The sequence below is a fragment of the bacterium genome (genome assembly GCA_030693425.1).
Lineage (GTDB): Bacteria > Patescibacteriota > Minisyncoccia > Minisyncoccales > GWA2-46-15 > GWA2-46-15.
The window spans coordinates 67,025-91,966 of the sequence record JAUYAM010000004.1; the positions used below are offsets into that span (position 1 = coordinate 67,025).

Here is a 24,942-nt window from a genome sequence, read left to right on the forward strand (position 1 = left end):
TATCGCAAACCGTTTTCCACGCCGCAGTTTTTTCGCCACAGTACTTACAATGGCAGGGGAGTAGGACGGCAACTAGCGAGTATGACATAACAGCCTCCTTTCGTCCCAATTTAAGCACGGTTCTATATTTATTTCAAGTGGTTGTTTTTTTTGAGTTTTTTGGTAGAATTAAGCCAGAAAACCTAATTTTTGCTTGTGGCCAAGATTTTGAAAGACAGAATCGAAGATTTGGAGGTTAAATACCGCCAGCTGGCGGACTGTCTTTGACTTAGTTAAAAACAGGGAGGAGATTAAAGAGCTAGAAGAAATTTCTCTTAAACCGGATTTCTGGAAAGACGGAGATCGGGCAAAGGAAATCCTCCAGAGACTCTCGGCCTTAAAACAAGAGGTCGCCGCCTTGGAGGGGCTGGAGGCTGAAATCAAAGAAGCTGTTGAGATGGACAAGGCTTTCGGTCAGGACCAGGCATTGGTTCTGGAGCTGGAGAAAAAAGTCTCCAGCCTTGAACAAAAAATTAAGAGAAAAGAATTAGAGGTTTTTCTTTCTGGGAAATACGACAGCCATGACGCCATCCTCTCAATTTTTGCCGGAGCCGGAGGCCAGGACAGCCAGGATTGGGCGACCATGCTTTTGCGCATCTATCAGCGCTATTGCGAGTCTAGGTTTTGGCAGACAAGGATTTTAGAACAGTCGTTTGGCGAAGCCGGAGGGCCGGAAGGCAGAATTGGAACCAAGTCAGCGACCCTTGAGATAAAAGGAAGGAACGCCTACGGCTTGCTGAAAGGGGAAACGGGGATCCACCGCTTGGTAAGGATTTCTCCTTTTTCCTCGCAGTCTTTGCGGCACACTTCTTTTGTAAGCGTTGAGGTGACTCCGGCAATAGAGGACGAAAAACAGTCCGAAATTAGGCCGGAGGATTTGAAAATAGAGTTTTACCGGGCCTCGGGTCCCGGCGGCCAGAACGTCAATAAAAGGGAGACTTCGGTCAGGATTACCCACCTGCCAACAGGTCTTGTCGCCGCCTGCCAGGTTGAAAGATCGCAAGGAGACAATAGGAAAAAAGCGATGGCAATGCTGGCTTCAAAATTGCTCAAACTTGAAGAGGATAAGATTGAAGAAAAGAAGGCAGAATTTAGAGGCGAGAAAAAATCGGCCAGCTGGGGAAACCAGATCCGTTCTTACGTCCTTCATCCCTATAAACTAGTCAAAGACTTGAGAACCGAGGTTGAAACCAGCGACACCGAAGGAGTCTTAGACGGAAAGCTGGATCAATTTATTGAAGCTGAAATCAAGTTGAGAAAATGGTAAAATTCCAAGGAGTAACCAAAACCTATCCGGCCAACAATCTGCATTCAAAGCCGACAGAAGCCTTAAAAGACATCTCTTTTGAAATCAAGGAAAAAGAGTTTGTCCTGATAGCCGGGAGATCAGGGGCTGGCAAAACTACACTAGTCAAGCTTTTGATCGGCGAGGAAAGGCCGACTTCGGGCAGAATTTTTTTCAGCTTTAAGGACGACCGGGACATAATCAGAAATCTTGAAGTCAACAAGGTTAAAAAAAAGGATCTGCCGGGAGTAAGGCGGCATATCGGAGTCGTTTTCCAGGACTACAAGCTTTTGCCCAAAAAAACCGTTTTTGAAAACGTTGCCTATGCCTTGGAAGTGGTCGGCGCCCAGGATTCCCAGATAAAAAACGAGGTGCCTAAAGCCCTAAAAATAGTCGGTTTGGAAGACAGGGCCGGACATTTCCCGTTTGAGCTTTCCGGCGGAGAAAAGCAAAGAGTGGCTATCGCCAGAGCCCTGATTCATCGGCCAGATTTAATTATTGCCGACGAGCCGACCGGCAACCTTGACCCTTATCATACCTGGGATATTATCAAATTATTGCTCAAGATTAATGAGCTTGGGGAGACGGTGATTTTGGCCACTCACGACCAGGATATCGTTAATAATCTTGAAAAGAGAGTCATTAGTTTGGAAAGAGGCAAGCTGATTAAAGATGACAAAGTCGGAAAATATATCATTTAAACATGTTGATTTCTTTTAAGAGAGTGTTAATAAACGGCTGGCTGAGTTTTAAAAGGAGCCAGGGCTTGTCGACAATTACGATCTTTGTCATGTTTTTGACGATTTCCATACTGACGTCGATTTTCATTTTCAAGGGAGTGACGGATTTCCTGTTGATGTCTTTGGAGAAAAAGATGGATATTTCCGTTTATTTTAAAGAAGGAGTGCCTGAAGAAGAGATTTTCAAGACCAAGGATTTGCTGCTGGAAATCCAGGGAGTGAGGAAGGTAACCTATGTTTCTCCGGCAGAGGCTCTGGAAAAATTCAAAGAAAGGCACCAGTACGACGACATTATCACCCAGGCGCTGGAAGAAGTCGGCGACAATCCCTTTTTAGCTTCTTTGAACATCAGCGCCTCGGAAGCCTTGGATTACGAGAAAGTCAGTCAGTTCCTGGGCGAGAGTCGTTTTGAGAGCTTGGTCAACAAAATCGATTTTTACCAGAGAAAGCCGGTGATCGAAAAGTTTTATTCCCTGAAAGCTAGTTTTGAGAGAACGGGTTTGATATTAGCCCTCATTCTGGCTTTGGTTGCTTTTTCGATTACTTTTGTTACCATTCGCCTTGCGATTTACAATTCTTCGGAAGAAATCGGCATTATGAGGCTGGTCGGAGCTTCCAATTGGTTCATCAGCGGGCAGTTTGTCGTTCAAGGGATTATCTGCGGAATTTTGGCCGTTACGGCGACATTGATAGTCTTCCCGGCTTTGAGCTATTTTTTGGCGCCAAAAATCTTTAGTTTGACCGGCGGCTTTAACCTGTTTAACTATTTCTTAGAGAATTTCTTTTTAATTTTTGGTTTTCAGGTTTTGACCGGCATGGTTTTAGGAACAGTTTCCAGTCTGGTTGCCGTCAGAAAGTACTTGGAGAAGTAGCATATTTTTGCGAGGTCATCTAACGGTCGGATGCGACTCTCTGAAAGTCGTCATCTTGGTTCGAATCCAAGCCTCGCAGTAAAAAAGAATAAAATCTCAGTGACCAAAGAGATTAAAAATTATTATCGATATATGTTTAAAAAAATAAAAGATTGCAAAGAGAGTATAAAAATGGGATGGAGTGTAAAAAAAGAGAACGGAGAAGAATTGATTTTAGAGAATCCCGACTTCGGAAGGGTTGAGATAGTCGCGAATACCATAGGAAACTATGATCAGCTAGCTTATATTCAACCAACTGGCAGTGTAGTAGTTGTTTTAATTGATGAAAAAAGAGAAAAAATTTATCTTCATACTGAAGAAAGACCAGCAGCTCCGAAAGAGAATTGTCCAGAAATAAAGAAGGGTAATTTATATATTCCCTTCGATCATTTAGGAAGAGGTAGTATAGAAACTATTAGGGGATTTAGCGAGGGAACTTGGCAAAATACGGCAATAACGGAGATAAAAGATGAGGCAGGCTTAGAAATAAGGGAGAATGATTTAGAGCAATTAGGTATAATTAACGCAAATACAGCATTTTTTTGTTTTAATGTCGTTGCTGTTCTAGCAAAAGGTGATTCTAAGATTAAGTTTAGTCCTCAAAGTGAAGGTGATAAAAAAAAGATTAAAAACAGAAAATGGTATACAAAAAAAGAAGTAAAAGAAATAATAGCACAGGGAAAGATATTTTGCGGCGTTACATTGGCTACACTAAATCTTTATTTTCAAAAGAGTGAAGTAAACTAAAATGCCCAGATGTATTCTCTAGTGATAGAAATAGTATCTCAAAATACTAATTTGTGCTTATAAAACAGGTTCTAACGTCGTCCATTACCCGCAACTATGATTTATATTGCTGCAGACAAACACGGTTTTAAGGCCATAAAGTTCGTTGAAGAATACCTCAAGTCACGCAATATTCCTTATGATAACCTGGGAATAAAAACCGAAACGGAAGACATGAGACTTGAAGATATGATTCCTAAAGTTGTGGCCAAAATTCGTGAGAATAGAGAAAATAAAGGCATACTTTCTTGTGGCGCCGGGGTTGGCGTAGAGATAGGAACGAATAGGTTTAGCGGCATTCGAGCCTGTTTGGCAACGAACACTAAGGTGGCGGAGTGGTCAAGAGTTTACGACAACTGTAATGTTGTGTGCCTGGTAGGATGGGAATCAGAGAAAAGCACCGTTCATAGCATTTTAGATGCGTGGTTCGGCGCAGAATATGATGGAGATGCAGATCGTCTAAAAATGATGGAAGTATTTGATAGCTGGCATTGAGCGGTCAGAGAGATGAATATTTTCAATTAAAGAAATTCCTCAATTTAGGGTGACAGTCACCTATCAGAATAACTAACCAAACAATATCATGACTACAATATCTAAAAATCTATTCTCTTTTGCTAAAATATCCCACGGCTTCGTATTATTTTCTTTATTCTCGATTCTTTTATTTTCAGTTTTTGTTGTAGGAACGGCAGAGGCTCAAAATGCTACAGGAATTATTGTTGAAATTACAACCGATAAAAGTCAATATACCGTTGGAGAAGATATTTTTATCACCGTAAAAGCTGTCAATACATCTAACGTATCGCAAACACTCTCCTTTTCTTCGTCATTGCAAGCCGATTATGCCATTGGTGGAAAATATCGCTGGTCATCAAATAAGGCCTTTCTTCAATTTTTGACTTCAGTAGTAATTCCCGCGGGCTCTTCGCGACAATGGGAATTTACCCATAAACCTTCTGATTTTAAACTGGACAGTGGTACTCATACAATTTCTGGAGAAGTTGTCGGACACGGCAGCGCTCAAACTACCATTACTGTTGTCAGTGAAACTCAACCCCCTTATTTTGAAAGTTTTGAAAGCGGTTTAGGCGGTTGGCAAACAGATCATGAGATTCATTGCGAACAAGAGATCCATCCTTGTTTATTTGAGTGGAGTATTGAGCGTTCAACTGAGCAGGCGCAACATGGCAATTATTCTCTTGAAAGTTTTCTCAACGGCATTAACGACGATGGTACAATTTGGATGGAAAAGACATTCCCGGTGCCTCAAAATTCGACTGTAACTATTGACCTTTCTTTTCAACTCTGGAGCGAGGCAGCAACCCCCGTTACCCAATGGCCCGTAGTTGCATATATAGGCACCGCCGATCCAGAGTTAGAGTCTGATTTTACTATCGTTGGGTACACAAATACGGTTGCTGGTTGGCAAGCATATAGCCATAGCCGGAATATTAACACAGGTTCATCAAGCCGCATATGGGTAGCGTTTGGATTTGGGGCTACCTGGGAAGTATCCAGAACTTATTTTATGGATTCAGTGACGGTTACTGTCCCTCCCGCCCCTCCAGTTATTGGAGAAAAATTTGTAATTGGAATGTATCCAGTTGAGAAAAGAAGTGATCGTATGTTTATTGTGTCCGTCACTGACCAAGCCACAATTCAGCAAGCTCGGAATTGTTACGCTTATGGCCAACAAAATCCTGGTGACCCACGATGCGGCAGACACATTAGCGGCCAGATAGCTTCTGGGAATGGCGGTTTTAACACAAATTGGAGCTGGCACCTCATACCTGAAACAGTAATAATGCCCACGGCATCTATAGAGATCTGCGATGGCAGCCCAAACGACGTAGAAAGAGATGGTGTTGATTTTGATGCAGGCGTTTTCTGTCCTTGGATCAGCTATATTCTTGCCCCAGGAGGTCAATATCCCCAAATATCTCCCTCAACCGCATTCACGAGGAATCTAACCTTAGGTCTGCGCGGCAACGATGTAAAAGAGTTGCAGAGAGTATTAGCAAGTGATCCATTAATTTATCCCGAAGGTTTTATTACCGGCTATTTTGGGCCCCTCACCAGAAAAGCTGTTATCAAATTTCAAGAAAAATATGCCAGCGAAATCCTTACCCCCATAAAGATTACCAAAGGAACAGGGTTTGTAGGACCAATGACTATGAGGAAATTGAGAGAAATTAGACAAACAACTTCAGCAAATTAGCCCACCGTCTTTTCGTGAATTGTAAAAGTCCTTTCCAGCAGCGAGTGGACACCTCGGCAAGTTTATAGTGAGCGTAGCCGAACCAGAATCAAATGGCTGCGGGGCTTGGAATCAAACCAAGATTCTATTAACCCGTTTAATCTCTGATATTAAATATTCAATAAATGCTATTAGAAAAATCATATGATGCCGGGAAAAACAATTTTCACAGGAAAAACAAAGAAAAATAGGCGAATCACGATTCGCTACGCCAAAAAACAAGATGCCAGGCTTATGTTAGATTATATAAACACCCTCTCAAAAGAGAAGACATTTATTATTTTTCAAGGAGAACTAATTTCTTTCAAAGACGAGAAAAAATACTTGGATTCTTTTTTCTCGCAAATGAAAAAAAATGAGGCGGTAAAGCTTTTAGCTTTTCATGGCAAAGAATTGGTCGGAGTAGCCGATGTTCGGTTAAAAGACAGAAATACTGATCATATTGGCAGATTTGGGTTGACTGTGGCTAAAAATTTTAGGAATGAGGGTATCGGGAAACTATTGATGAAACTTACCTTGGAAGAAGCCAGAAAAAACATCAAGAAATTGAGGATTATAGACCTGAGTGTTTTTGCAAATAATACGATCGCCCAAAGAATGTATCACAAGAGGTTTGGTTTTAAAAAATACGGTTGTTTACCTAAAGGAATTAGACATAGAAGTAAATTTGTTGACGATATTTTGATGTATAAAGAGGTTTAGGTTTTTCGAAGTAATTTCAACCGTTTAACCTCCGAGATTAAACATTAATTATATAAAACTATGGGTTACCACGTTGAAATAAATACGATGCTGCGATTAGGAAAATCCGACGTAAAGCCGGACGATCTTCAAATCGGCAAACAATATACTATTTCCAGATCAAATATTCGGATTTACCCGACCGATATGGCAATTTTGCTTTTGTCAGAGGATTGGACGGTTCTGGGTTATTGCGCGATTCGTAAAACTTTGGTTTCTGGCAAAGATATGGAAATAACCTTCGAAATCCTTTCGCTTTTTGCTCCGGACGAGCAGAAAATTTATACCACTCGTTTGAAAGAAGCCCTAACAACCACTCACGAAATTTAATATGAAAAAATATCAGGCAAAAACCAATATAAAGAAAATGCGGAGCTGGGGTCAGGCCACTCGGTTGGAGGGTCGCCGAACCAAAAAGGGAAAGAAATAAACCTATTTAACACCCGAGGTTAAATATTGACTTAGGAACTTAGTTCCTAAGTTTACACAAGATTGAAAAAAGGTTTTAGAATCTTTTATACTTAGCGAAAAAGTAATCTATTAACCTGTTTAACACCCGATGTTGAACATTCGGAAAATTGTAAATATGAAAATTAAATGGTGGGTTTGGCTTTTGATCTCTTTGTTTCTCGGCAGTATAATAGCTTTATTGGAAGTGATGTTTATAGAATAAGCGTCAACGGGGCCCGGCCTTACGGGAAATAGACAGATAGACTTTAAATCATAATTTTAATTTAATATTTTCAAATGAAATTTGTAATCTTCCACGGAGCTTTCGGGAGCCCAGAAGGGAACTGGTTCCTGGAGCTCAAAGAAAAACTTGAAGCTTTGGGCCAAAAGGTAATTGTTCCCCGTTTTCCGGTTGAGGACTGGGATGAAGTCAGCAAAAACGGCCCAAAGAGTTTTCCCAAACGCCAAACTTTGGATAACTGGCTAAAGGTGTTCGCCAAAGAGGTCCTGCCTAAAATAAAGAAGGGCGAAGAAGTTTGTTTTGTCGGTCATTCTCTCGGGCCTCTTTTTATCCTTCACGTAGTCGACAAGTACGATCTGAAAATAGACAGCGCCATCTTTGTCAGCCCTTTTATGAGAAAGCTTAATATCTGGCAGTTCGACCTTATTAACAAAACCTTTTACAAGACCGACTTTGATTTTAGGAAACTGAAAAAACTGATTCCGGTTTCTTACGTTTTGTATTCTGACAACGACCCTTACGTGGAAAAGTATCATTCCATTGGCTTCGCCAAAAGACTGAACAGCTCTTTGCTTTTCGTCAAAAGAGCCGGGCATATGAATCTTGAAGTGAATTTGAACGAATTCCCTCTGGTCTTTGAGCTCTGCAAGACCAGGCTTGATTTGTCTTTGTACCAAAAGTATCTTGCCCACAGGAAAGAACTTTACGCCGTTGACTATATCTCCACGAAAAGCGAAGAAGTCGTTTACCTCGAGCCGAAAGAGGTTTTTGACGAAGGCATTTTCAAGTTCAGAAACCTGAAAAAATCGGGTTTTTGCACTTTCCTGACTTCAATTAAGTTTTGGGATACCGCAGGCATTTACTACAGGGAAGCGAGGCTGGCTGCCAAGAGAATCAAGGATTTTAACCGGGTCTTTGTCGTTGATAAAATCTCTGATCTTCACAAAACCCGCCTTCTTCAACACATTAGGCTGGACATTGCTTCTGGCATGGGCGTTTGGCTGGTTATGGCAGACAGGGTCAGGGAGATTGCTCCGGAACTCGATTTTGGCGTCTGGGATAACGATTACTTGTGCGTAGTGCGCCTAAACAAAGACCGTTACGTTGAAGTCAAGCTGAGCAGCCGGAGGAAGGACGTAAAAGAGGCTTTGTCTTGGAAGAAAAAGATTCTCAAAATCGCCACCAAGATTAGCAACGCAGATAAAGACATTAAGGGCTTTATTAAGAAAAACGCCTAGAATTTTTCTTTGGGAGGTCGGGTCTCCCAATTTTAAATTTATGAAGCTTGAGATTAGAAGAGAAGATCCTCTAAATATTCTTAGTTCGACAAAATCAATTGTTGAGGATCTTAATTTTTTGTCAATTAATGAGTCAAAACTGGATCCGGTTTCCAGAAGGGTAATTGAAAGGCTGAAAACAGGCTTAGAAAGTCTAGAAGAAGCGTTTGGCACCACCGGCAGCTATATTGACGACGTTCAGTTAATTTTCATTGAAGACACACTTAACTTTTGCTTTTGGGCAGAAAAAGATAGGCCCAAATGGAGTATAGAGTGGCCTGCGGGCCAAATAACCAGTGGCGGTTGGTATTCTCTTAAAAAGTGTTTTGAAAGGGCTCTGGCAAACAATATTCCCATTTTAGATGCAGACTATTTGAGCAATTTAACCCTGGACAGCGTACGAGAATTTTTTAAAGGAATAAACAACATTGAAATTCCTTTAATTTCCAGGCGTTTGGAAAATCTTATCGAGGCAGGTAGTATCCTAAAAGAAAAATATAACGGCCATTTTATCAACGTTTTAAAAGAATCAGACTACGACGCAATTAAATTAGTCAAGATAATCTACGGCAATTTCCCTTCTTCCCGGGATACGGTCAATTTGGATGGGAAAGAGGTTTATTTTCTAAAGAGAGCCCAAATTTGCGCCAATGATCTTTCATATCTGTCAAAAGAAGGCAACGGCAAGGCAATTAAAAACCTTGATTTGCTGACAGCTTTTTCAGATTACAAATTGCCCCAGATATTCCGAGCGTTTGGAGTTTTTGAATATTCAAGAGAATTATCAGAAATGGTTGATGATTATACTTTAATTCCGGCTGGCAGCCGGCAGGAGATTGAGATAAGATCAGCTGCAATTTGGGCGGTTGAGCTGATCAGGCAGCGTCTGGCAAAGTATAATTCTTGCGAGATTGATAACGCCTTATGGCTAATCAGCCAAAATCAATCCGGCCTTAAGCCGCATCACCGGACTTACACAATATTCTATTGACGTTTTTTAAGGACAGAAAGACCGCCTTTTGGAGCGGTCTTTAAGTTTCGTCTGTTTTGATTTCATCCTTGGTTTTTCTTGAGTTCAGTCTTAAGACTCTCTATTTCTTCTTTAAGCTCCACCATTTTAAGTTCCCGGCCGATGACGAGTTTGTTAAATCTTTCCAATTCTTCTATTTTATCTTCGAGTTTTTCAGTTTTTTCCTTGACTTGCTGATCAAGGCTTTCGCTGAGCTCTTTCAATTCTTTGGTTCTTTCCGCGACTTTTGCCTCTAGGGCGGACTTGGTTATTTCTATTTCATCCTGGGCCTTGAGCAAACTTAGGAAGTGTTTTTGCAGGCTCATGGTGATCAGGTTGACGATAAACAGGCTGAATAAAAGCAGTCCGATGTCTATATAAGGAACAAGAATTCCTTCCCGGCGGTAGTCAAAGTACAAGAAAACATAGCTCAAGATGGAAATTAGTCCGGTGAAAGCAATCAGTTTTTGGTTTCTGAAGAAACCAATCAGGGTGAAAATGAGGAAATAGCCCCAGATGACCAGCCTGCCCAAAACAGGGTGGGTGAAACTGATAGTTACCGTCCAGAGCAAAGTTATAAACAGGCCGCCGAGATATTTGCCCAAAGGCATCATTTTTTCCCGTCCTATCAGGGAAGTCAGGGAAAGAAAGGTGAACAGCATAATAAGGGCGACCAGAGAATATTGCCGCCAGCTTAGAATCCTGACTCCCAGGCCGGGCAGGATTATCTGCGAAATCAAAGAAAGGATCAATATTGAGGAAATGAAAACGGCTAGGAATCTGACGCCGTCAATTTCCTTCTTTTCCAAGAAGTATTCTTTGATAGAGCCGATCGGGTTTTCAATCTCGGCGCAGAACTTATTGATCATTTTTCTGCCGTATTCGGAATCAGCGGTCCATTTCTTGAATATACTCGAAAGCATGAGGCTGTTTTTTGGCCTACCTTCTTTTTTTTCGACGGCTCTGGTGAATGTTATATCGAGCAGATAGGCGGAAAGAAAATACCATTCAAGGGCCGGCGGAGCGGCACTGGTGGAAAAGAGGCTGACGGTTTTGTATTTCAATCCTTTGATCAAGTTGATATATCTGGCCATCGGCAGGGAAAGCCTGGTCCAGTTCGGACTGCCGACTATGACGGCGTCATAGCCAGAAACGTCGTCAATATTGGCGGGGAGGATGTCGCATTCGCCTCTGAACATTCTCAAGTTCGCCCACCCAAAAACACTGTGTTCTTTCGTCGGTATGATTTTCTCAACGTCAACGGCATGACCTCTTGTTTCAAGTTCTTTTTGGATGATTCTCGCCAGTTTCTCGGTGCTGCCGGACTTTGAATAGTAGGCGATTAAAATCTTCATTCTAAGAGCTGAATTTACCTTCTTTTATCTTATCACCTTGTTCTGCCTTTTCCAACCAGGGTAAATTACCAAGCAAAAGCTTTTTCTGATAGGATAAGAATATGGATAAAATAGTTATTGCCACCCATAACCCGGCCAAGAAAGAGAGATTCGGCCAGCTGCTGTCTATGATAGTTAAGGCTGTTTTGAGTTTAGACGACCTTGGCATTAAGGAGAAACCTTTTGAATCAGGCGAGACCGCTGAAGACAACGCCGGAATAAAAGCCAGGTTTTATGCAGACAAGACCGGGTTGCCGGTTCTTTCTGAGGACGAAGCTCTGTATCTGGACTTTTTACCTCAAGAAAGCCAGCCAGGGGTTCATGTCAGGAGGATAGGCGGGAGAGACGAGGTTGACGACGACCGTCTCCTTGCCTATTGGCAGGAAATTGTTTCAAGAGTTCCCGATAAAAAGAGAACTGGCAGGTGGCATATTGCTTACTGCCTGGCCACTCCCGAAGGCAAGGTTAAAACGGCAAGTCTGGACCATCCTATTGTTTTCTTTTCCCCGCCGTCAAGAATAAGAGTTCCTGGTTGGCCAATAAGCAGCTTGCAAGGACCGATTGGTTTTAACAAACCTCACAGCGAATTAACAGATAGCGAAAGGCGGGCCCATAATCAGAAGGCAGACGAGTTGATTAAGGAAAAACTGAAAGAACTGTTAGCTTAGGCAAGTTTTAAGAATAAGATCAATCGCCAGAGAGGCGAATTTTTGATAGGATAAATTAATGTAAAAATTAGAATAAAGGTCGGATACTAAAAACTAACAACCGAACTATGTTTGAACTCAAAAATAAAGTAGCTTTAGTGACCGGGGCCAGAAGGGGAATGGGCAAAGTTGATGCTCTAATGATGGCCAAGCAAGGAGCCAAAGTGGCGGTGACAGATATAGATCTTAAAGAATGCCAGGCAGTGGTTGATGAAATCATTAAGCAGGGGGGCGAGGCCGCGGCCTGGAAAATGGATGTCACCGACAAGGCGGAAATAGACAGAGTTTTCGATGAAGTAATCAAATCCTGGGGGCGATTGGATATTCTGGTTAACAATGCCGGGGTTTATCTTTCGAAAATGGCAATGGACATGACCGAGGCTGACTGGGACAAAACTCTTGATATTAATCTCAAGGGACAGTTTTTCTGCGCCCAGAGAGCAGCCAGGGAAATGGCTAAGAACAAATGGGGCAGGATCATCAATATTGCCTCTATTGCTTCGGGACAGGTTGGCGTGGGGGTAATGGCCAGCTCCCATTATACTGCTTCCAAAGGAGGCATTATCGGCATGAGCGAAACACTTGCGCTTGAATGGGCTTCCTTGGGAATCAATGTTAATGTCATTGCTCCCGGGGCCATTGACACTCCCATGATCCAGGAAGCTGGCATGTCCAAAGAGGCAATGGATGCTTTTTTGGCCGGCATTCCCTTAAAAAGAATAGGCAAGTCAGAAGAAATCGCGGCCATGGTCGTTTTTCTGGCTTCAGAAGAGGCAAGCTATATCACCGGCGCCACCTTTGTCGTTGACGGCGGGTGGCTGGCAGCATGACGAGTATCTAGTATTTAGTATCTAGTATATTTAGTATATTGGGGAAAATAAATAGTTAACTTAATTTAATATGGCAATCATTAAAAAGAAAAGCCGGCCAAAGATTTTTGGCTTAATGAAGTCAGGCGAAAAAAAGTTTGACCTCAGAGTGGCCGATTTTAAAGTTAAGAAGGGTGATACCCTGGTTTTGCAGGAGTGGGATCCCAAGAAAAAGGGATACACCGGCAGAAAGCTGGCAAAAAAAGTAAAGTACGTGACGAAATTCAACCTTGACGATTTTGGCCAGAAAAAAGCAATCGAGGAAAAGGGCTTATATATTATTCAAGTTTAAGTTTGTGGGAGGTCCGACCTCCCACGCTTTGAGAGTTTAGTTTGTGGAAGAGCGGGTCTCCCAATTTTTGAACATGGATTTAGATAAGTTAAGGAAAGTTTTGGCAGGCGAGCCGGCGTTTCGCCTGAAGCAAGCTGGACAGGCAATTTTTAAGGATTTGATTGAAAACTGGCAAGAAGCCTTGGTTTTGCCTTTGCCTTTACGGCAAAAACTGGCAGAGGAATGTCCTCTGAAAATTGAAGCGGAGACGCTGGCGTCGGCTGATAAGAAAACGATCAAGGCGTTGATTACTTTTGACGACGGCTTGAAAGCAGAAACGGTTTTGATGCGCTACTCTGACAGAAATACTGTTTGCGTTTCTTCAATGTTCGGCTGTCCTTTAAAATGCGAGTTTTGTGCCACCGGCAAGATAGGATTTAAAAGGAACCTGACCGCAGATGAAATTACTGAACAAGTTTTGTTTTTTAACCGCTATCTGAAAAAAGAAAACCAGAGAGTAAATAGTATTGTTTTTATGGGTATGGGCGAGCCGTTTTTAAATTACGATAATGTCATGGGGGCAGTCAAAACCCTGAACGATAAGGAAGGTTTTAATATTGGCGCCAGGCACATTTCTATTTCGACAGTCGGCATTATTGACGGTATTGAAAAACTGGCCAAAGAGCCTTTGCAGGTTAACCTAGCCATTTCTCTGCATGCCGCCAGCGACAACCTTCGCTCCGAAATTATGCCGATTAATCAAACCCAGCCCCTAAAAAGCGTTTTAAAAGCAGTTGAAAGCTATTTTAAAACTACTCGCCGCAAGGTTATGTTTGAATATATAATGATAGCAGGCGTTAATGACAGCTTAGAAAGAGCTAGAGAGCTGGTTGGGTTATTGTCTGGATTAAAATCTACTGCTTTTATGGTTAACCTGATTTCATACAATCCAACTGGCATTTTTAAAGCTTCGACGCCAAAACAAATAAGAGATTTTGAAGCTGTTTTAGAAGAGTCGGGCATTGAAGTAACCCAAAGGTATCGATTTGGCCAAAGCATTAAAGCTGCCTGCGGTCAGCTAGCAGGTAAATAATCTATGAGAAAAACAATTTTAATTTTAATATTAACAATTTCTATTTTAGGATTAGTAGTTTTGTTCCTTCGTTTTGGAATCGGCGGGGATGAAGACACTTGGCTCTGCCAGAACGGCCAATGGGTAAAGCACGGCAAACCCTTGGCGTCAGAGCCTGTCAGGGGATGCGGCAAAATTGAAACAGAAAATATTAAAATTGATAATCCAGAATCAGACCAGATTATTTCTTTCCCTTTGATAATAAAAGGACAAGCCAGGGGCAGCTGGTATTTTGAGGCAAGTTTTCCAATCAAGCTTTTAGATAAAAACCAAAAAGAATTAGCCGTTACTATTGCCGAAGCTCAGGCTGATTGGATGACTAATGATTTTGTGCCGTTTAAAGCCGTAATTGAGCTTTCTTCTTTGCCTAAAACTAGCCAAGGAACTTTAGTTTTGCAAAAAGACAATCCTTCTGGTTTACCTGAAAATGACGAGAAAATCATTATGCCTATCCGTTTTCCCGGGCCAGACACGATAACAACCATTAAAACCTTTTTCAATAACAGTAATCTTGACCCTGAGTTTTCCTGCAACAAGGTTTTTCCGGTAGAAAGAGCGATCTCGAAAACTCCGGCTTCAGCCAGGGCGGCTTTGGAATCTTTGCTCAGGGGACCGAGTTTCAAAGAACAGAAAGAGGGATTTTCGACTAGTATTAATTCCGGAGTGAAAATTCAGAAACTAGCGATTGAAAACGGAATTGCCAAGGTCGATTTTGATAGCCAATTAGAGTTTCAAGTCGGAGGATCGTGCCGGGTTTCAGCTATCAGGGCGCAAATTACCCAAACCCTGAAACAATTCCCAACCGTAAAAGAAGTCATTATTTCAATAAACGGCCAGACCGAAGACATTTTACAGCCATAGCATATGATCCCGATTCTAATCATTGCCATATCGTTTCTGCTAATAATTCCTTTCTACAAAACAAAGTCGTATTTATCTGCTTGGGGCGGAATGATGTTTGCAATGGCAATTCCTCTAGTTTATCTACGGATAAAGACATTAGAGATTTACCCTTCAAGATTTTTCGTTAAAGAGACACTCTTTGTTTCAGGAGTTATCGTTGGGATAGCAACATTTCTAATAGTTCTAGCTTTTGTCTTTATCAAGAAAAACGATATAGCTCGGTTAAAATCAGCATATTTCCGGAAACTGCTAGCTTTTTATTTCTTGTGGGGATTTTTGCAACAATTGTTCTTCCAGTTCGTCTTTTTTGAAACTGTTTATTTTGTTTTTAAAGGAAACATATTTCTTTCCTTGTCATCGTCGGCAATCTTTCTTGGCTTATTTCATTTGGGGCGGACCAAAAAATTCTTTTTACCCAGTCTATTAATGGGATTTCTTTTTTCGGGAATTTACCTGCTCTACGGCAATCTTATCTGGTTGGCCCTGTCCCATGCTTTGCTGGGGACTTTTTTGTACGTTTTATTTGTCAAGAATAACCAGTTATCGCGCAGGTTAAACTTGACTTAAAATTCTCAGTATACTGCTACGTAGCAGTATACTGAGAGAGCTAATGGCTACTTTAGACGATTTTAAAAAATTTGATTTGCAGATGGCAAAAATATGCTGACTTTTTTTCGGAAAATTCCTCGTAAAACAATTACGGAAATCGTGGTTTTGGCGGTTCTTCTCTTTTGGTACGGCTTTTTTTTGTTTCATAAGATTGATTTGACGACGGCCGATTTGGGCAGGCATTTAAAGAACGGTGAGCTGGTTCTGGAAAACTTTTCTTTTGAAAACCCGGTGTTAAAAACCAATTTTTATTCCTATACCCAGCCGGAATATCCGGTAATCAACCATCACTGGCTGAGCGGGATAGCGTTTTCTCTTGTTTTTAAAGCAGCCGGTTTTGTCGGCGTTCATTGGTTTTTTATCATTCTGTCATTCATAGCTTTTTGGTTGTTCTTTCGCCTGGCGAAAAAAGAAGCGGGATTAGAAGTGGCCGGCATTTTGTCTTTATTAATCATTCCTTTGATTTCAGAGAGGACAGAAATCAGGCCGGAAGTCTTCAGCTATGTTTTTTGCGGCGTGTTTTTAAATCTGCTCTGGGAATATCGGGAGAACCGCCTTGGCTGGAAAAAACTTTTGTGGCTGCCCCTGCTTGAAATTTTTTGGGTCAACCTCCATCTTTATTTTTTCTTAGGCCCGCTTCTTATCCTTATTTTTCTGATTGAAATGATGTCACGTCTTTTTCACGGTCGTGAAAAAGACGTGACCAGAGGTTTGCCGATAGTTTTTTTTCTGACTATTTTGGCAACTTTAATCAATCCCTTCGGTCTTCAAGGAAGTTTGGCTCCTCTGAGCATTTTTAATAACTACGGTTATCGCCTGGTAGAAAATCAATCAATTTGGTTTTTGGAAAAACTTGGTTTTGTCGTTAACCCGAATTTCCTGCTTCTGAAAATCGCCTTATCCGTTTTATTATTGAGCTTTATTCTGGCCGCCAAAGCCAACTGGCGGCGGATTTCTCCCGTTAATGCTTTTATGGCTTTTGGTTTTACCGTTGGGGCGGTTTTGGCTCTGAGAAACTTTACGGTTTTTGCTTTGTTTTTCCTGCCCCTTGTTGCCGCCAATCTTAAGGTTATCGGAGAAAAGGTTAAATTCCCATCGGAGATAAAACTCGATTTTTTCTCCTTGCCACGCAGCTTTCTCCTGGCCGTTTTGGGAATAGCCATTTTTGCCCTTTCATTGGCGGCGCACCAATCTCGGCTTTCGGCAAAACCTTTCGGGCTGGGGCTTTTTGACGGAAACGAGCAATCGGTTCAGTTTTTTACCAGTCAGAGCTTAAAGGGCCCGGTTTTCAACAATTATGATATCGGCGGATATCTCATCTTTTACCTTTTTCCGAAAGAAAGAGTGTTTGTTGACAACCGGCCCGAGGCCTACAGCAAAGAATTTTTTGAGAAAGAATATATTCCCATTCAGGAAAACGAGTTAAGGTGGCAAACAGCCCAAAGTCAATACGGTTTTAACGCCATCTTTTTTGCCTGGCACGATGCCACTCCCTGGGGCCAGCAGTTTTTAATAGAGAGAGTAAAAGATAAGACCTGGGCTCCGGTTTATGTAGATGATTTCAGCATCATTTTCTTAAAGAGAAACGAGCAAAACCAAAAAATCATTGATAAATTCGAACTGCCAAAGGATTATTTTAAAGTAATTTGATGAAAAAACTTTCTGTTATCATTCCGGTTTTCAACGAAGAAAAAACGATTGTTCAAGTGATTGAGCAGGTTTTAGCGCAAGAAACAGGGGAGTGGCAGAAAGAAATTGTTGTTGTTGACGACGGTTCGACGGACAGTACCGGAGAAAAACTGAAAGCGTTTTCCGGCCGGATAAAAGTTTTCCGACACGGAAAGAATCTAGGAAAGGGAGCGGCCTTGCAGACTGGCTTTACCGCTGCCACCGGGGAAGCTGTCATTATTCAGGACGCCGATTTGGAATATGATCCCGCCGACTGGCCGAAAATGCTGGAAGAATTTGAGAGAGACGAAAAGCTAGTCGCCGTCTACGGGTCGCGCGAGCTTAGCCCAAAAAGAAGAGGATATTTCCATTACGTTTTGGGCGTGAAGTTTTTAAGTTTTTTAGTAAATCTTCTCTTTGGCTCTCACCTGACTGATGTTTACACGTGCTATAAGCTTTTCCGGACAGATTTTCTCAGATCGCTGAAACTTGAAAGCAATGGTTTTGAAATAGAGGCGGAAATCACTTGCAAAACATTAAGAGCAAGAGGTAAAATTAAAGAAGTCCCGATTGGCTATTTCCCGCGCCGGTTTTCTCAAGGCAAGAAAATTCGCGTTCGAGACGGCTTAAAAGGCGCTTTCAAGATCGTTAAATTTCGGTTCAGATAAAAATAATTTAATCTTTAAATCAAAAATTAAACAATGAGAATAATTGAACAAGACAATTTCAAGTGGATTGATATTTTAAAACCAGACAGAGAGGCGCTCGATTTTTTGAGGGATAATTTTAATTTTCACCCCCTCATTTTAAAAGAAGCCCAGCAGCCGACGCTCCATCCTATGGTTGAGCGCTACGAAGATTATCTTTACCTAATCCTTCACTTTCCGGATTTTAACCATAGCGCGAACCGTTGGATCCAGACGGTTGAAATAGACTTCTTGATCACCCGAGATGCTTTAATTACTATTCGCTATCAGGATTTCGTTGATTTTGAGGAGATCTTTGATCTCGCCCGAAAAGATAAAATTAATTTTTTTGGTCAGAGTACCGGTCATCTTTTCTACCACTTAGTAAGGGGCATTTTTGCCAAGATGCATCCTGAAATCGATTATTTCAAGACAGAGATTGACGAGCTCGACAGTCAAATCTTTCAGCAGTTTGAGGAAAAGTATCTCGAGAGAATTGCCTGGCTCAAACGGCAAATTCTGAATTTCATCCGTGCGATTAAATCCCAAAAAGGGGTTTGGGAAACTCTTCCTTTAACAGCTTTCGGGTTTTGGGGACGAGAGCTGAAACCGTACTTCTCTGATTTGGTCGCGGATTACAGCCGCCTTCTCAACGTGGTCGAAACCAACAAAGAAGTGGTTGATTCCTTGTATTTAACCTTGAGTTCGATTCTGGACAATAAACAGAATCACGTGATGAGACTTTTGACCATTTTCACTGCGATCATCCTTCCCTTATCCCTTTTTGCGTCGGTCTACGGAATGAATCTGATCAATCTTCCCCTGGCAGGGCATCATTTAGCATTTTGGTTTTTCCTTTTTGGCATGATTACAGTCACGGTTTTAATGCTTATTTATTTTCGCAGGAGAAAATGGTTTTAAGCAATGACTTGATTGACCTTCCGAACAGTTTAGGGTAAGTTAAATTAATGGCAACCAAGACGAAAACGGTCAAAATTAAGGGGAAAGCGAAGACAGCGATGATTAAAAAGAAGGAAAGCCCGATCCAAAAGCCCGAAAAAGCCGAGGTTTTGAAAAAAGACGATCTTAAGCAAAAAAGAACCAGAATTAAAGTAATCGGCATCGGCGACGGCGGATCGGCCATTGTTGCCGATCTGGCTCGAGAGCTTAAAGGCATTGATTTCTGGGTGGCCAATACCGATTGGCGGAGGCTCCAGAGATATCCTTCGGCAGTCAAAATACTTCATTTTGGAGAAAAGCATACTCGGGGAATGGGAACCGGCACCGACCCCGAAATCGGCAGACAAGCGGCTTTAGCCGACAAGGAAAGGATCGCCAAAATCCTGAAAGGCAGCGATCTTTGTTTTTTAATATCTTCGCTTGGAGGAGGTACGGGATCCGGGGCGACGCCGGTTTTCGCTAAAATCTGCCAGCAGGAGAATATTCTTACTTTCGGGATTTTCACTCTTCCGTTTAAATTCGAGGGAGAAAAGAAGATAGAAATCGCCAAAGATTCTCTTGAAAAAATGAGGGCGAATTTGAGCACCACCCTGATTTTCCCGAACGAAAAGATTTTTCAAAGCCTGGATAAAAATATTTCTTTCAACGAAGGTTTTTCAGCCATAAACAAGGTTTTGTCCGAAGGCCTTCAGGGATTGATCGGCCTGATTTTTCAGCCGGGATTGATCAATATCGATTTTGCCGATCTAAAAACCATTCTCGAGGGAAAGGGAAAGCCGGCTTATCTGGTCAATGCCGAATTTGGAAAAGGCGCCAAGATTGAAGAAATCAGAAAGAAGATTTTCCAGAACGCCTTCCTAGCATACAGCTTCCGCCACGCTCGGGCCGTTCTTTTTAATATCGCTTCTGACAATAACTTGGCTCTCGGCGAGGTTTCCGAAATCAGCCAGATGGTTTTCGGCGCAGTTCACCCCGAAGCCAAAATCATTTTTGGCATAAGTTTTAACAATAAACTTTTAGGCAAAATCAGGGTGACGCTTTTGGCGATCGGCGGCAGGGAGAAAATCTTTTCTTCAAGCGAAAAGAAAAGAAAGGTCAAGATCCGTAAAAAGAAAGAGAAAAAGGGCCTTGACGGCGGGAAGGGAAAATCAGAGCAAGACAAGATAGAGGTGAAAATAAGGAGAAATGCCCTTCAGGTGAAAGAGGAAACCAAGGCCGAAGAGGAAACGATTGCCGCCAAAGAAAGAGTTTGGGAAACGCCGGCGATCTTGAGAAAAGGATTCTTATCTAATTAATGCCGAGAAATCCGATCAAAAAAGCGGTTTTATTGGTTGCCGGGCTAGGAACCCGGTTTCTTCCGCTTTCTAAGGTTTTTTCTAAGGAGCTCTGGCCGCTTTTAAACCGGCCGATAATCGACTACATCATTGATGAAATAAAGAGATCTGGCATAAAAGAGATTGTTTTTGTCATTTCTCCGGAGAATAAAGCCCTGCGCGATTATTTCAGACGCAATCGTAAGGCAGAAAAGATTTTAAAAGAAAGAGGAAAAAAAGAAATCTTGAGGGATTTTCAAAAGCATCAAAGAAGTTTCAAGGGCCTTTCTTTGTCTTTTGTCTGTCAAAAGGAGCCTCTTGGTCTTGGCCACGCAATCTTACAGGCAAAAAGCAAAGTTGGCAAAGAGCCGTTCATTGTCTGTTATAACGACGACGTCATTATCTCTGACACTCCTTGTTTATCGCAATTAATCAAGGTTTTCAAGGAATACGGTAAAGCCGTGGTTGCCATCAAGAGGGTTCCCAAAGAAAGAGTCGGCCTTTATGGCTCACTAAAGGTTAAAAAAGTCGGCCCTCGTCTTTATCAGATCAAAGGGATTATTGAAAAGCCAAAACTTGGGCAAGCTTATTCAAACTTAGTGCTCGATGGCAGATATCTTCTTACCGCCGACGTTTTTAACTATTTGGGAAAACCAGAATCGTTTTTTCAAGGAGAAATTATTCTGGCTAATGCCCTTGAGGAAATGATTAAAGCGGGTATAATAGTCTATGGATACGAGTTTGAAGGAAAGTGGCTTGAATGCGGCACCGTCCAGACTTGGCTGAAGTCAAACCTGTTTCTAGCCAAAAGGCACCCAGACTTTAAAAATTTTAAATAAATAAGATGATTGAAGTTACTAAAGAAATACTAAAGAGCGTTTACCAGCCACGGCCGACAGACAAAGCTGTCAGGAAATACGACTACGGGCTTTTGCTGATAATTGGGGGATCTGACTTTTATTCGGGTCAGCCGGCAATCTCGGCCCTGGCGGCTTTTAAAGCCGGCGTGGACGTCATCAGGGTTATCGCTCCCAAAAGAGCGGCCGACATCATTGCTTCTTTCTTTCCGGCCATCTCCGCTTACCCTCTAGACGGCAGCTGGCTGGAGAAAAGACATTTGGCGACCCTGCTTTCCATGGCCGAGTCAGCCAAAGAAGTTTCTCGCGGCAAGACCGCTTTGGTGATTGGCGGCGGCATGGGCAGGACCAAGGAAACCCAGGAAGCGATTATTGAGTTTTTGACGCAAAATACTTTGCCGGCGGTCATCGACGCCGACGCCATTTACGCTCTGGCCAAGAGCCCTCAAAGCATAAAAGGGGAGAATTCGGTCATTACCCCCAACACTTACGAGTTTTACGCCCTGACCGGCCGGGAAATCTACCAGCTTCCCGACGAAGAAAAAGTGAAAATTGTCCAGGAAGAGGCGGAAAAACTCCAGACCACAATCGTTTTGAAGGGCAAGCTTGACATTATCTCAAACGGAAAGGAAGTGGCGATAAACAGAACCGGCAGCCCTTATCTTAGCAAAATGGGAATCGGAGACGCTTTTGCCGGCATTTGCGGCGCTTTTCTGGCTAAGGGCATAGATTCTTTCACCGCTGCCCAGGCGGCCGCCTATATTAACGGTTTGGCGGGGGAAATAGCGGCCAAGAAAATGAAAGATTCGCTCTTGGTGACGGATTTGATTGAGGCGATTCCTAAGGTTATCAAGTAGCCTTTTTGAAAAAAACCAACCGGCTTTCGAAAGCCGGTTTTTGCCCTTGACTAATAATGAGAATAATGTTATTATTTGAAAATCTATGGATCTTTTTAACTTAAAAAATATCTATTCCCAGCTGAAATTAGCCTTTTTTCCCTATCCGGAAAATAATTTCCGGCCGGTCCTCTTGCAGCGCCAGTTTCTGACTTACTATGTTTTGCTCTTTTTGGTTTTAAAACTGGTGGTTTTTCCGTTCTATTTCCTATTCCCCAAGACTTCATTTTTTGCCGAAGTCATTAGTTCTGCCTTAGTTGAAATGACAAATCAAGACAGAAAATCTATGGGACTCGTCCCTTTGAAAGAAAATTCTGTTTTAAGCCAGGCAGCTTTAGCCAAGGCCCAGGATATGCTGAACAATGATTATTTTGCCCATACCAGCCCGAAAGGAGTCACTCCCTGGTACTGGATCAAAAAGACAGGCTATACTTATCAGCTGGCCGGAGAAAACTTGGCGATCGGTTTTTTGGATTCAGCCGAGGTGGAAAAGGCTTGGAAAGAATCTCCTTCTCACCGGCAGAATCTCTTCAATCCGAAGTTCAAGGAAATCGGCATTGCCGTGGTCAGGGGCGATTTTCAAGGCAAGGAAACTACTCTGGTGGTTCAGCTTTTCGGCAATCCCGCAGCAAAGCCGGCTGCCGTGAAAACTCCGGTCAAGCCGACTCAAAGTCCCAAACCCTCGCCCGGAGCAGGGCCTTTAATTGAGACTCCGACGCCAACCAGCATTCTTGGCGAAAACGAGACGCCGTCAGAAACCCTAGCGCCCGAACCTTTAGCCGAAAAGGAAAAGTTGAGCCTTCCGGCCGGAATAATTACTTTTGGGGCGACAAAGTACGACCAGTTTGCTTCAAGATTGATTACTTTTATCCTGCTTTTCCTGGTGGGATCCTTGTCTTTCAACCTTTTTGTCAATTGGATCGAAGGAATCAAGAGTCGAGATCTGGTTTTCAATACGGCTTTATTCATATTCTTATTTTTCATTTCTAATATTTTAGACAAGCAGCTGATTATCAGCCTGATTCCCCACAACTTGGTTATCTAACCCAAAAGGAACTAAGTTCCTTTTAAGGAACTTAGTTCCTTAAAGCGATGGCTGAAAGAACAAATTTTTTAAAAGAATCCAGAAAAGTATTATTGTTCTTTTGCTTTTCTTTTGTTTTATTTTTCCTGGCCATAAACCTGATTCATTTCTTTAATTTTCTTGGGAAACAGGCCGCCGCTTTGGTAGAAACAGAAAAACAGTTTTCTCTAAAAGTTTTGCCTGAAGCGGCTAATCCAGCTTTGCCGCCGCAAGAGAATTTTATTTTGACGGAAAAAGAAAATAGCTTGGAAATTCCAAAGATCAGCATCAAAACTCCATTGATCATTGCCAAGAGCGAGGAAATGAAAGAGATTATCCAGGATTTAAAGAAAGGAGTCGTGGTCTATCCGGGATCAGATCTGCCTGGACAGGGCGGCCGGCTGACCATCATCGGGCATTCAGCTCCTTTAAGCTGGCCAAAGATCAGGTATGACTGGATTTTCAGCAAGCTCGGGGAATTGGAAGCTGATGATGAAATTCTGATTAACTTTGAGCATAGGCAGTACCGCTACAAAGCCGTAGAGAAGATCTTTCTGGAAAAAGGAGAACAGGTTCCCGATTCAGAAGGTGAAAGTTCTGGCCAAGTTGTCTATTTGATTACTTGCTGGCCTCCGGGCAGAGATTTGAAAAGGCTGGTTATCAAAGCTGAATTGGTAAATTAGGCGTGGGATTGACAAGATAAGTCATATGTGGTAGGGTTTGTTATCCTTAGGACGTCCTAGGGACAGGCCTAGGACAAAGGCCCAGAAAAGTATATGTGTTAACGTGTATTCTTCTGGACCTTCATATTTTCATATTCATGTTTCAGAGAGGAGGTGGCCAATGGCTGCCAAAATGTTTTTGACATCGTTGCTGTTGGCGGTCATGTTGGCCGCCTGCAGTCTGCCGACCATCAGTTGGGATGGTGTGGCAGGCGCATCGGCTACGCCGGTGGCGCCGACGCCGACCCTGGCGTTCATCGTGCCAACAGGCACGCCGTCGCCGACGGTTGCGGTGCCAGTTGTGCCGACTGGCGTAGCGTCGGCAACGATCGCGGCGCCGGTCGTACCGACAGCCACACCGTCGCCCACGCCTACGCCGACGCCGACTTTCACCCCCACCCCGACGGCCACGGCGACCACGCCTGCGACTCCGTCGCTGACACCGACACTGGTCAGCGACTGGTGCCTGTGGCGCTGGTCCCAAAGTTGCCCGGCCACGTGGGCTGAGGTTGTTGCCGTTTGGCCGCAGATTCAAGCGACCTATGGCATTAACTTCAGTCTCCCCGCGGCCGAACCGATTATCCGGTCGGTCGGGGGGTACTGGTGGCTGACGTTGTTGCCGCCAGCTGGCCCCCAGCTGCGACTGGCCAATGTCGTTCCTGGCCGGCCAGCCTGGGTTCTGGGCACGTTCTATGTGCCCAAGCTGGGAATTGCCGAGTTCGTGATCTTCACGGACTGCGGCAACCTGGGCTGGAGATTTGTTTCTCCGACTCAGCAATATCCGACGGCCACAGTCACGCCGTCGCCTGGGCCGGTCCCGGCAACAACGCCAACGCCGACCCTGGCTTCAACCCCAACCCCGACCCCGCCGGTGATTCCGACCAACACACCGGCGCCCACGCCAACCAACACGCCGGTACCGACACCAACGTGTTGCCCATACACGCCAACGCCGCCGGTGATTCCGACCAACACACCGGCGCCCACGGCCACGCCGTGCTGCGTTGCCACTCCAACACCCCCGCCACCTTAAAGGAGAAAGGCGACGGAAAAAAAGAAGGCGAAGACAAAGAAAATATCCTTTGTTTTTGCCCTTCCCCAATAATGATTTAACTTAAGTCTTTATTGGGGAGGGAAAAAGATAGAAAGTTAA

Annotated in this window: 27 protein-coding genes; 25 read left to right on the forward strand and 2 right to left on the reverse strand. The window is 43.0% G+C overall.

Annotated features, from left to right (window positions below; translation table 11 throughout):
* Positions 1-195: 195 nt before the first annotated feature.
* The 10 genes from prfB to Q8N16_03405 all read left to right on the forward strand — a co-directional run bounded on the left by prfB (position 196) and on the right by Q8N16_03405 (position 9,721).
* Positions 196-1,306 (forward strand): peptide chain release factor 2 gene (gene prfB / locus Q8N16_03360; GenBank protein ID MDP3093776.1). Its coding sequence is split into 2 segments (ribosomal slippage): positions 196-264 and positions 266-1,306, totalling 1,110 coding nucleotides; the frame shifts between segments, so codons are not numbered across the junction.
* Positions 1,300-2,025, forward strand: a complete 726-nt coding sequence (locus Q8N16_03365) for an ATP-binding cassette domain-containing protein (GenBank protein ID MDP3093777.1) — start codon at positions 1,300-1,302, stop codon at positions 2,023-2,025. The genes prfB and Q8N16_03365 overlap by 7 nt, the downstream gene beginning before the upstream one ends.
* Positions 2,026-2,027: 2 nt before the next feature.
* A complete protein-coding gene (locus tag Q8N16_03370; protein ID MDP3093778.1) occupies positions 2,028-2,936 on the forward strand; it encodes a permease-like cell division protein FtsX in 909 nt (302 codons plus the stop codon).
* A 99-nt stretch (positions 2,937-3,035) separates the two neighbouring features.
* Positions 3,036-3,722 carry a hypothetical protein gene (locus tag Q8N16_03375; protein ID MDP3093779.1) on the forward strand — a complete coding sequence of 229 codons (687 nt, stop codon included), beginning with the start codon at positions 3,036-3,038 and terminating at the stop codon, positions 3,720-3,722.
* Positions 3,723-3,818: 96 nt separating this feature from the next.
* Positions 3,819-4,256 carry an RpiB/LacA/LacB family sugar-phosphate isomerase gene (locus Q8N16_03380; GenBank protein MDP3093780.1) on the forward strand — a complete coding sequence of 146 codons (438 nt, stop codon included), beginning with the start codon at positions 3,819-3,821 and terminating at the stop codon, positions 4,254-4,256.
* Between the two features lie 88 nt (positions 4,257-4,344).
* Complete coding sequence (locus Q8N16_03385; GenBank protein ID MDP3093781.1) at positions 4,345-5,982, forward strand: BsuPI-related putative proteinase inhibitor; 1,638 nt, start codon at positions 4,345-4,347, stop codon at positions 5,980-5,982.
* Between the two features lie 183 nt (positions 5,983-6,165).
* Complete coding sequence (locus Q8N16_03390) at positions 6,166-6,723, forward strand: GNAT family N-acetyltransferase (GenBank protein ID MDP3093782.1); 558 nt, start codon at positions 6,166-6,168, stop codon at positions 6,721-6,723.
* A gap of 60 nt (positions 6,724-6,783) precedes the next feature.
* Positions 6,784-7,092 carry a DUF2584 family protein gene (locus tag Q8N16_03395; GenBank protein MDP3093783.1) on the forward strand — a complete coding sequence of 103 codons (309 nt, stop codon included), beginning with the start codon at positions 6,784-6,786 and terminating at the stop codon, positions 7,090-7,092.
* Between the two features lie 417 nt (positions 7,093-7,509).
* Positions 7,510-8,691 carry an alpha/beta hydrolase gene (locus Q8N16_03400; GenBank protein ID MDP3093784.1) on the forward strand — a complete coding sequence of 394 codons (1,182 nt, stop codon included), beginning with the start codon at positions 7,510-7,512 and terminating at the stop codon, positions 8,689-8,691.
* Positions 8,692-8,731: 40 nt separating this feature from the next.
* Entirely contained in the window at positions 8,732-9,721 is a 990-nt protein-coding gene (locus tag Q8N16_03405; GenBank protein MDP3093785.1) for a queuosine salvage family protein, read from the forward strand.
* 62 nt (positions 9,722-9,783) lie between these two features.
* On the opposite strand, the gene Q8N16_03410 is transcribed toward Q8N16_03405, so the two are convergent.
* The gene (locus Q8N16_03410; protein ID MDP3093786.1) at positions 9,784-11,094 is read right to left on the reverse strand and encodes a hypothetical protein; all 1,311 of its coding nucleotides are present in this window, start codon (positions 11,092-11,094) and stop codon (positions 9,784-9,786) included.
* 101 nt (positions 11,095-11,195) lie between these two features.
* On the opposite strand from Q8N16_03410, the gene Q8N16_03415 reads away from it, so the two are divergent.
* The 14 genes from Q8N16_03415 to Q8N16_03480 all read left to right on the forward strand — a co-directional run bounded on the left by Q8N16_03415 (position 11,196) and on the right by Q8N16_03480 (position 23,750).
* Positions 11,196-11,801, forward strand: coding sequence for a non-canonical purine NTP pyrophosphatase (locus tag Q8N16_03415; protein MDP3093787.1), 606 nt, complete (start codon positions 11,196-11,198; stop codon positions 11,799-11,801).
* Positions 11,802-11,908: 107 nt separating this feature from the next.
* Positions 11,909-12,670, forward strand: coding sequence for an SDR family NAD(P)-dependent oxidoreductase (locus tag Q8N16_03420; GenBank protein ID MDP3093788.1), 762 nt, complete (start codon positions 11,909-11,911; stop codon positions 12,668-12,670).
* 70 nt (positions 12,671-12,740) lie between these two features.
* Positions 12,741-13,001, forward strand: coding sequence for a DUF3850 domain-containing protein (locus Q8N16_03425; protein ID MDP3093789.1), 261 nt, complete (start codon positions 12,741-12,743; stop codon positions 12,999-13,001).
* A gap of 73 nt (positions 13,002-13,074) precedes the next feature.
* Positions 13,075-14,073 (forward strand): 23S rRNA (adenine(2503)-C(2))-methyltransferase RlmN, encoded by a 999-nt coding sequence (gene rlmN / locus Q8N16_03430; protein ID MDP3093790.1) that lies wholly within the window; start codon positions 13,075-13,077, stop codon positions 14,071-14,073.
* A gap of 3 nt (positions 14,074-14,076) precedes the next feature.
* Entirely contained in the window at positions 14,077-14,973 is an 897-nt protein-coding gene (locus Q8N16_03435; GenBank protein ID MDP3093791.1) for a GerMN domain-containing protein, read from the forward strand.
* Between the two features lie 3 nt (positions 14,974-14,976).
* Entirely contained in the window at positions 14,977-15,582 is a 606-nt protein-coding gene (locus Q8N16_03440; GenBank protein ID MDP3093792.1) for a hypothetical protein, read from the forward strand.
* A 93-nt stretch (positions 15,583-15,675) separates the two neighbouring features.
* Positions 15,676-17,274, forward strand: coding sequence for a hypothetical protein (locus tag Q8N16_03445; GenBank protein MDP3093793.1), 1,599 nt, complete (start codon positions 15,676-15,678; stop codon positions 17,272-17,274).
* Complete coding sequence (locus tag Q8N16_03450; protein MDP3093794.1) at positions 17,274-17,960, forward strand: glycosyltransferase family 2 protein; 687 nt, start codon at positions 17,274-17,276, stop codon at positions 17,958-17,960. The genes Q8N16_03445 and Q8N16_03450 overlap by 1 nt, the downstream gene beginning before the upstream one ends.
* A 33-nt stretch (positions 17,961-17,993) precedes the next feature.
* Positions 17,994-18,899 (forward strand): magnesium transporter CorA family protein, encoded by a 906-nt coding sequence (locus Q8N16_03455; GenBank protein MDP3093795.1) that lies wholly within the window; start codon positions 17,994-17,996, stop codon positions 18,897-18,899.
* Positions 18,900-18,946: 47 nt separating this feature from the next.
* Positions 18,947-20,233, forward strand: coding sequence for a cell division protein FtsZ (locus Q8N16_03460; protein ID MDP3093796.1), 1,287 nt, complete (start codon positions 18,947-18,949; stop codon positions 20,231-20,233).
* Positions 20,233-21,090, forward strand: a complete 858-nt coding sequence (locus Q8N16_03465) for a sugar phosphate nucleotidyltransferase (GenBank protein MDP3093797.1) — start codon at positions 20,233-20,235, stop codon at positions 21,088-21,090. The genes Q8N16_03460 and Q8N16_03465 overlap by 1 nt, the downstream gene beginning before the upstream one ends.
* Positions 21,091-21,095: 5 nt before the next feature.
* Entirely contained in the window at positions 21,096-21,965 is an 870-nt protein-coding gene (locus Q8N16_03470) for an NAD(P)H-hydrate dehydratase (GenBank protein MDP3093798.1), read from the forward strand.
* An 85-nt stretch (positions 21,966-22,050) separates the two neighbouring features.
* Positions 22,051-23,049, forward strand: coding sequence for a CAP domain-containing protein (locus tag Q8N16_03475; GenBank protein MDP3093799.1), 999 nt, complete (start codon positions 22,051-22,053; stop codon positions 23,047-23,049).
* Between the two features lie 47 nt (positions 23,050-23,096).
* Positions 23,097-23,750: a sortase gene (locus tag Q8N16_03480; protein MDP3093800.1), complete on the forward strand. Its 654-nt coding sequence runs from the start codon at positions 23,097-23,099 to the stop codon at positions 23,748-23,750.
* A 135-nt stretch (positions 23,751-23,885) separates the two neighbouring features.
* Here the strand turns inward: Q8N16_03480 and Q8N16_03485 are convergent, their stop codons facing one another.
* The gene (locus tag Q8N16_03485; protein ID MDP3093801.1) at positions 23,886-24,287 is read right to left on the reverse strand and encodes a hypothetical protein; all 402 of its coding nucleotides are present in this window, start codon (positions 24,285-24,287) and stop codon (positions 23,886-23,888) included.
* Positions 24,288-24,719: 432 nt separating this feature from the next.
* Here Q8N16_03485 and Q8N16_03490 point away from each other — a divergent pair, with 432 nt between their 5' ends.
* Entirely contained in the window at positions 24,720-24,902 is a 183-nt protein-coding gene (locus tag Q8N16_03490; protein ID MDP3093802.1) for a hypothetical protein, read from the forward strand.
* Positions 24,903-24,942 lie beyond the last annotated feature (40 nt).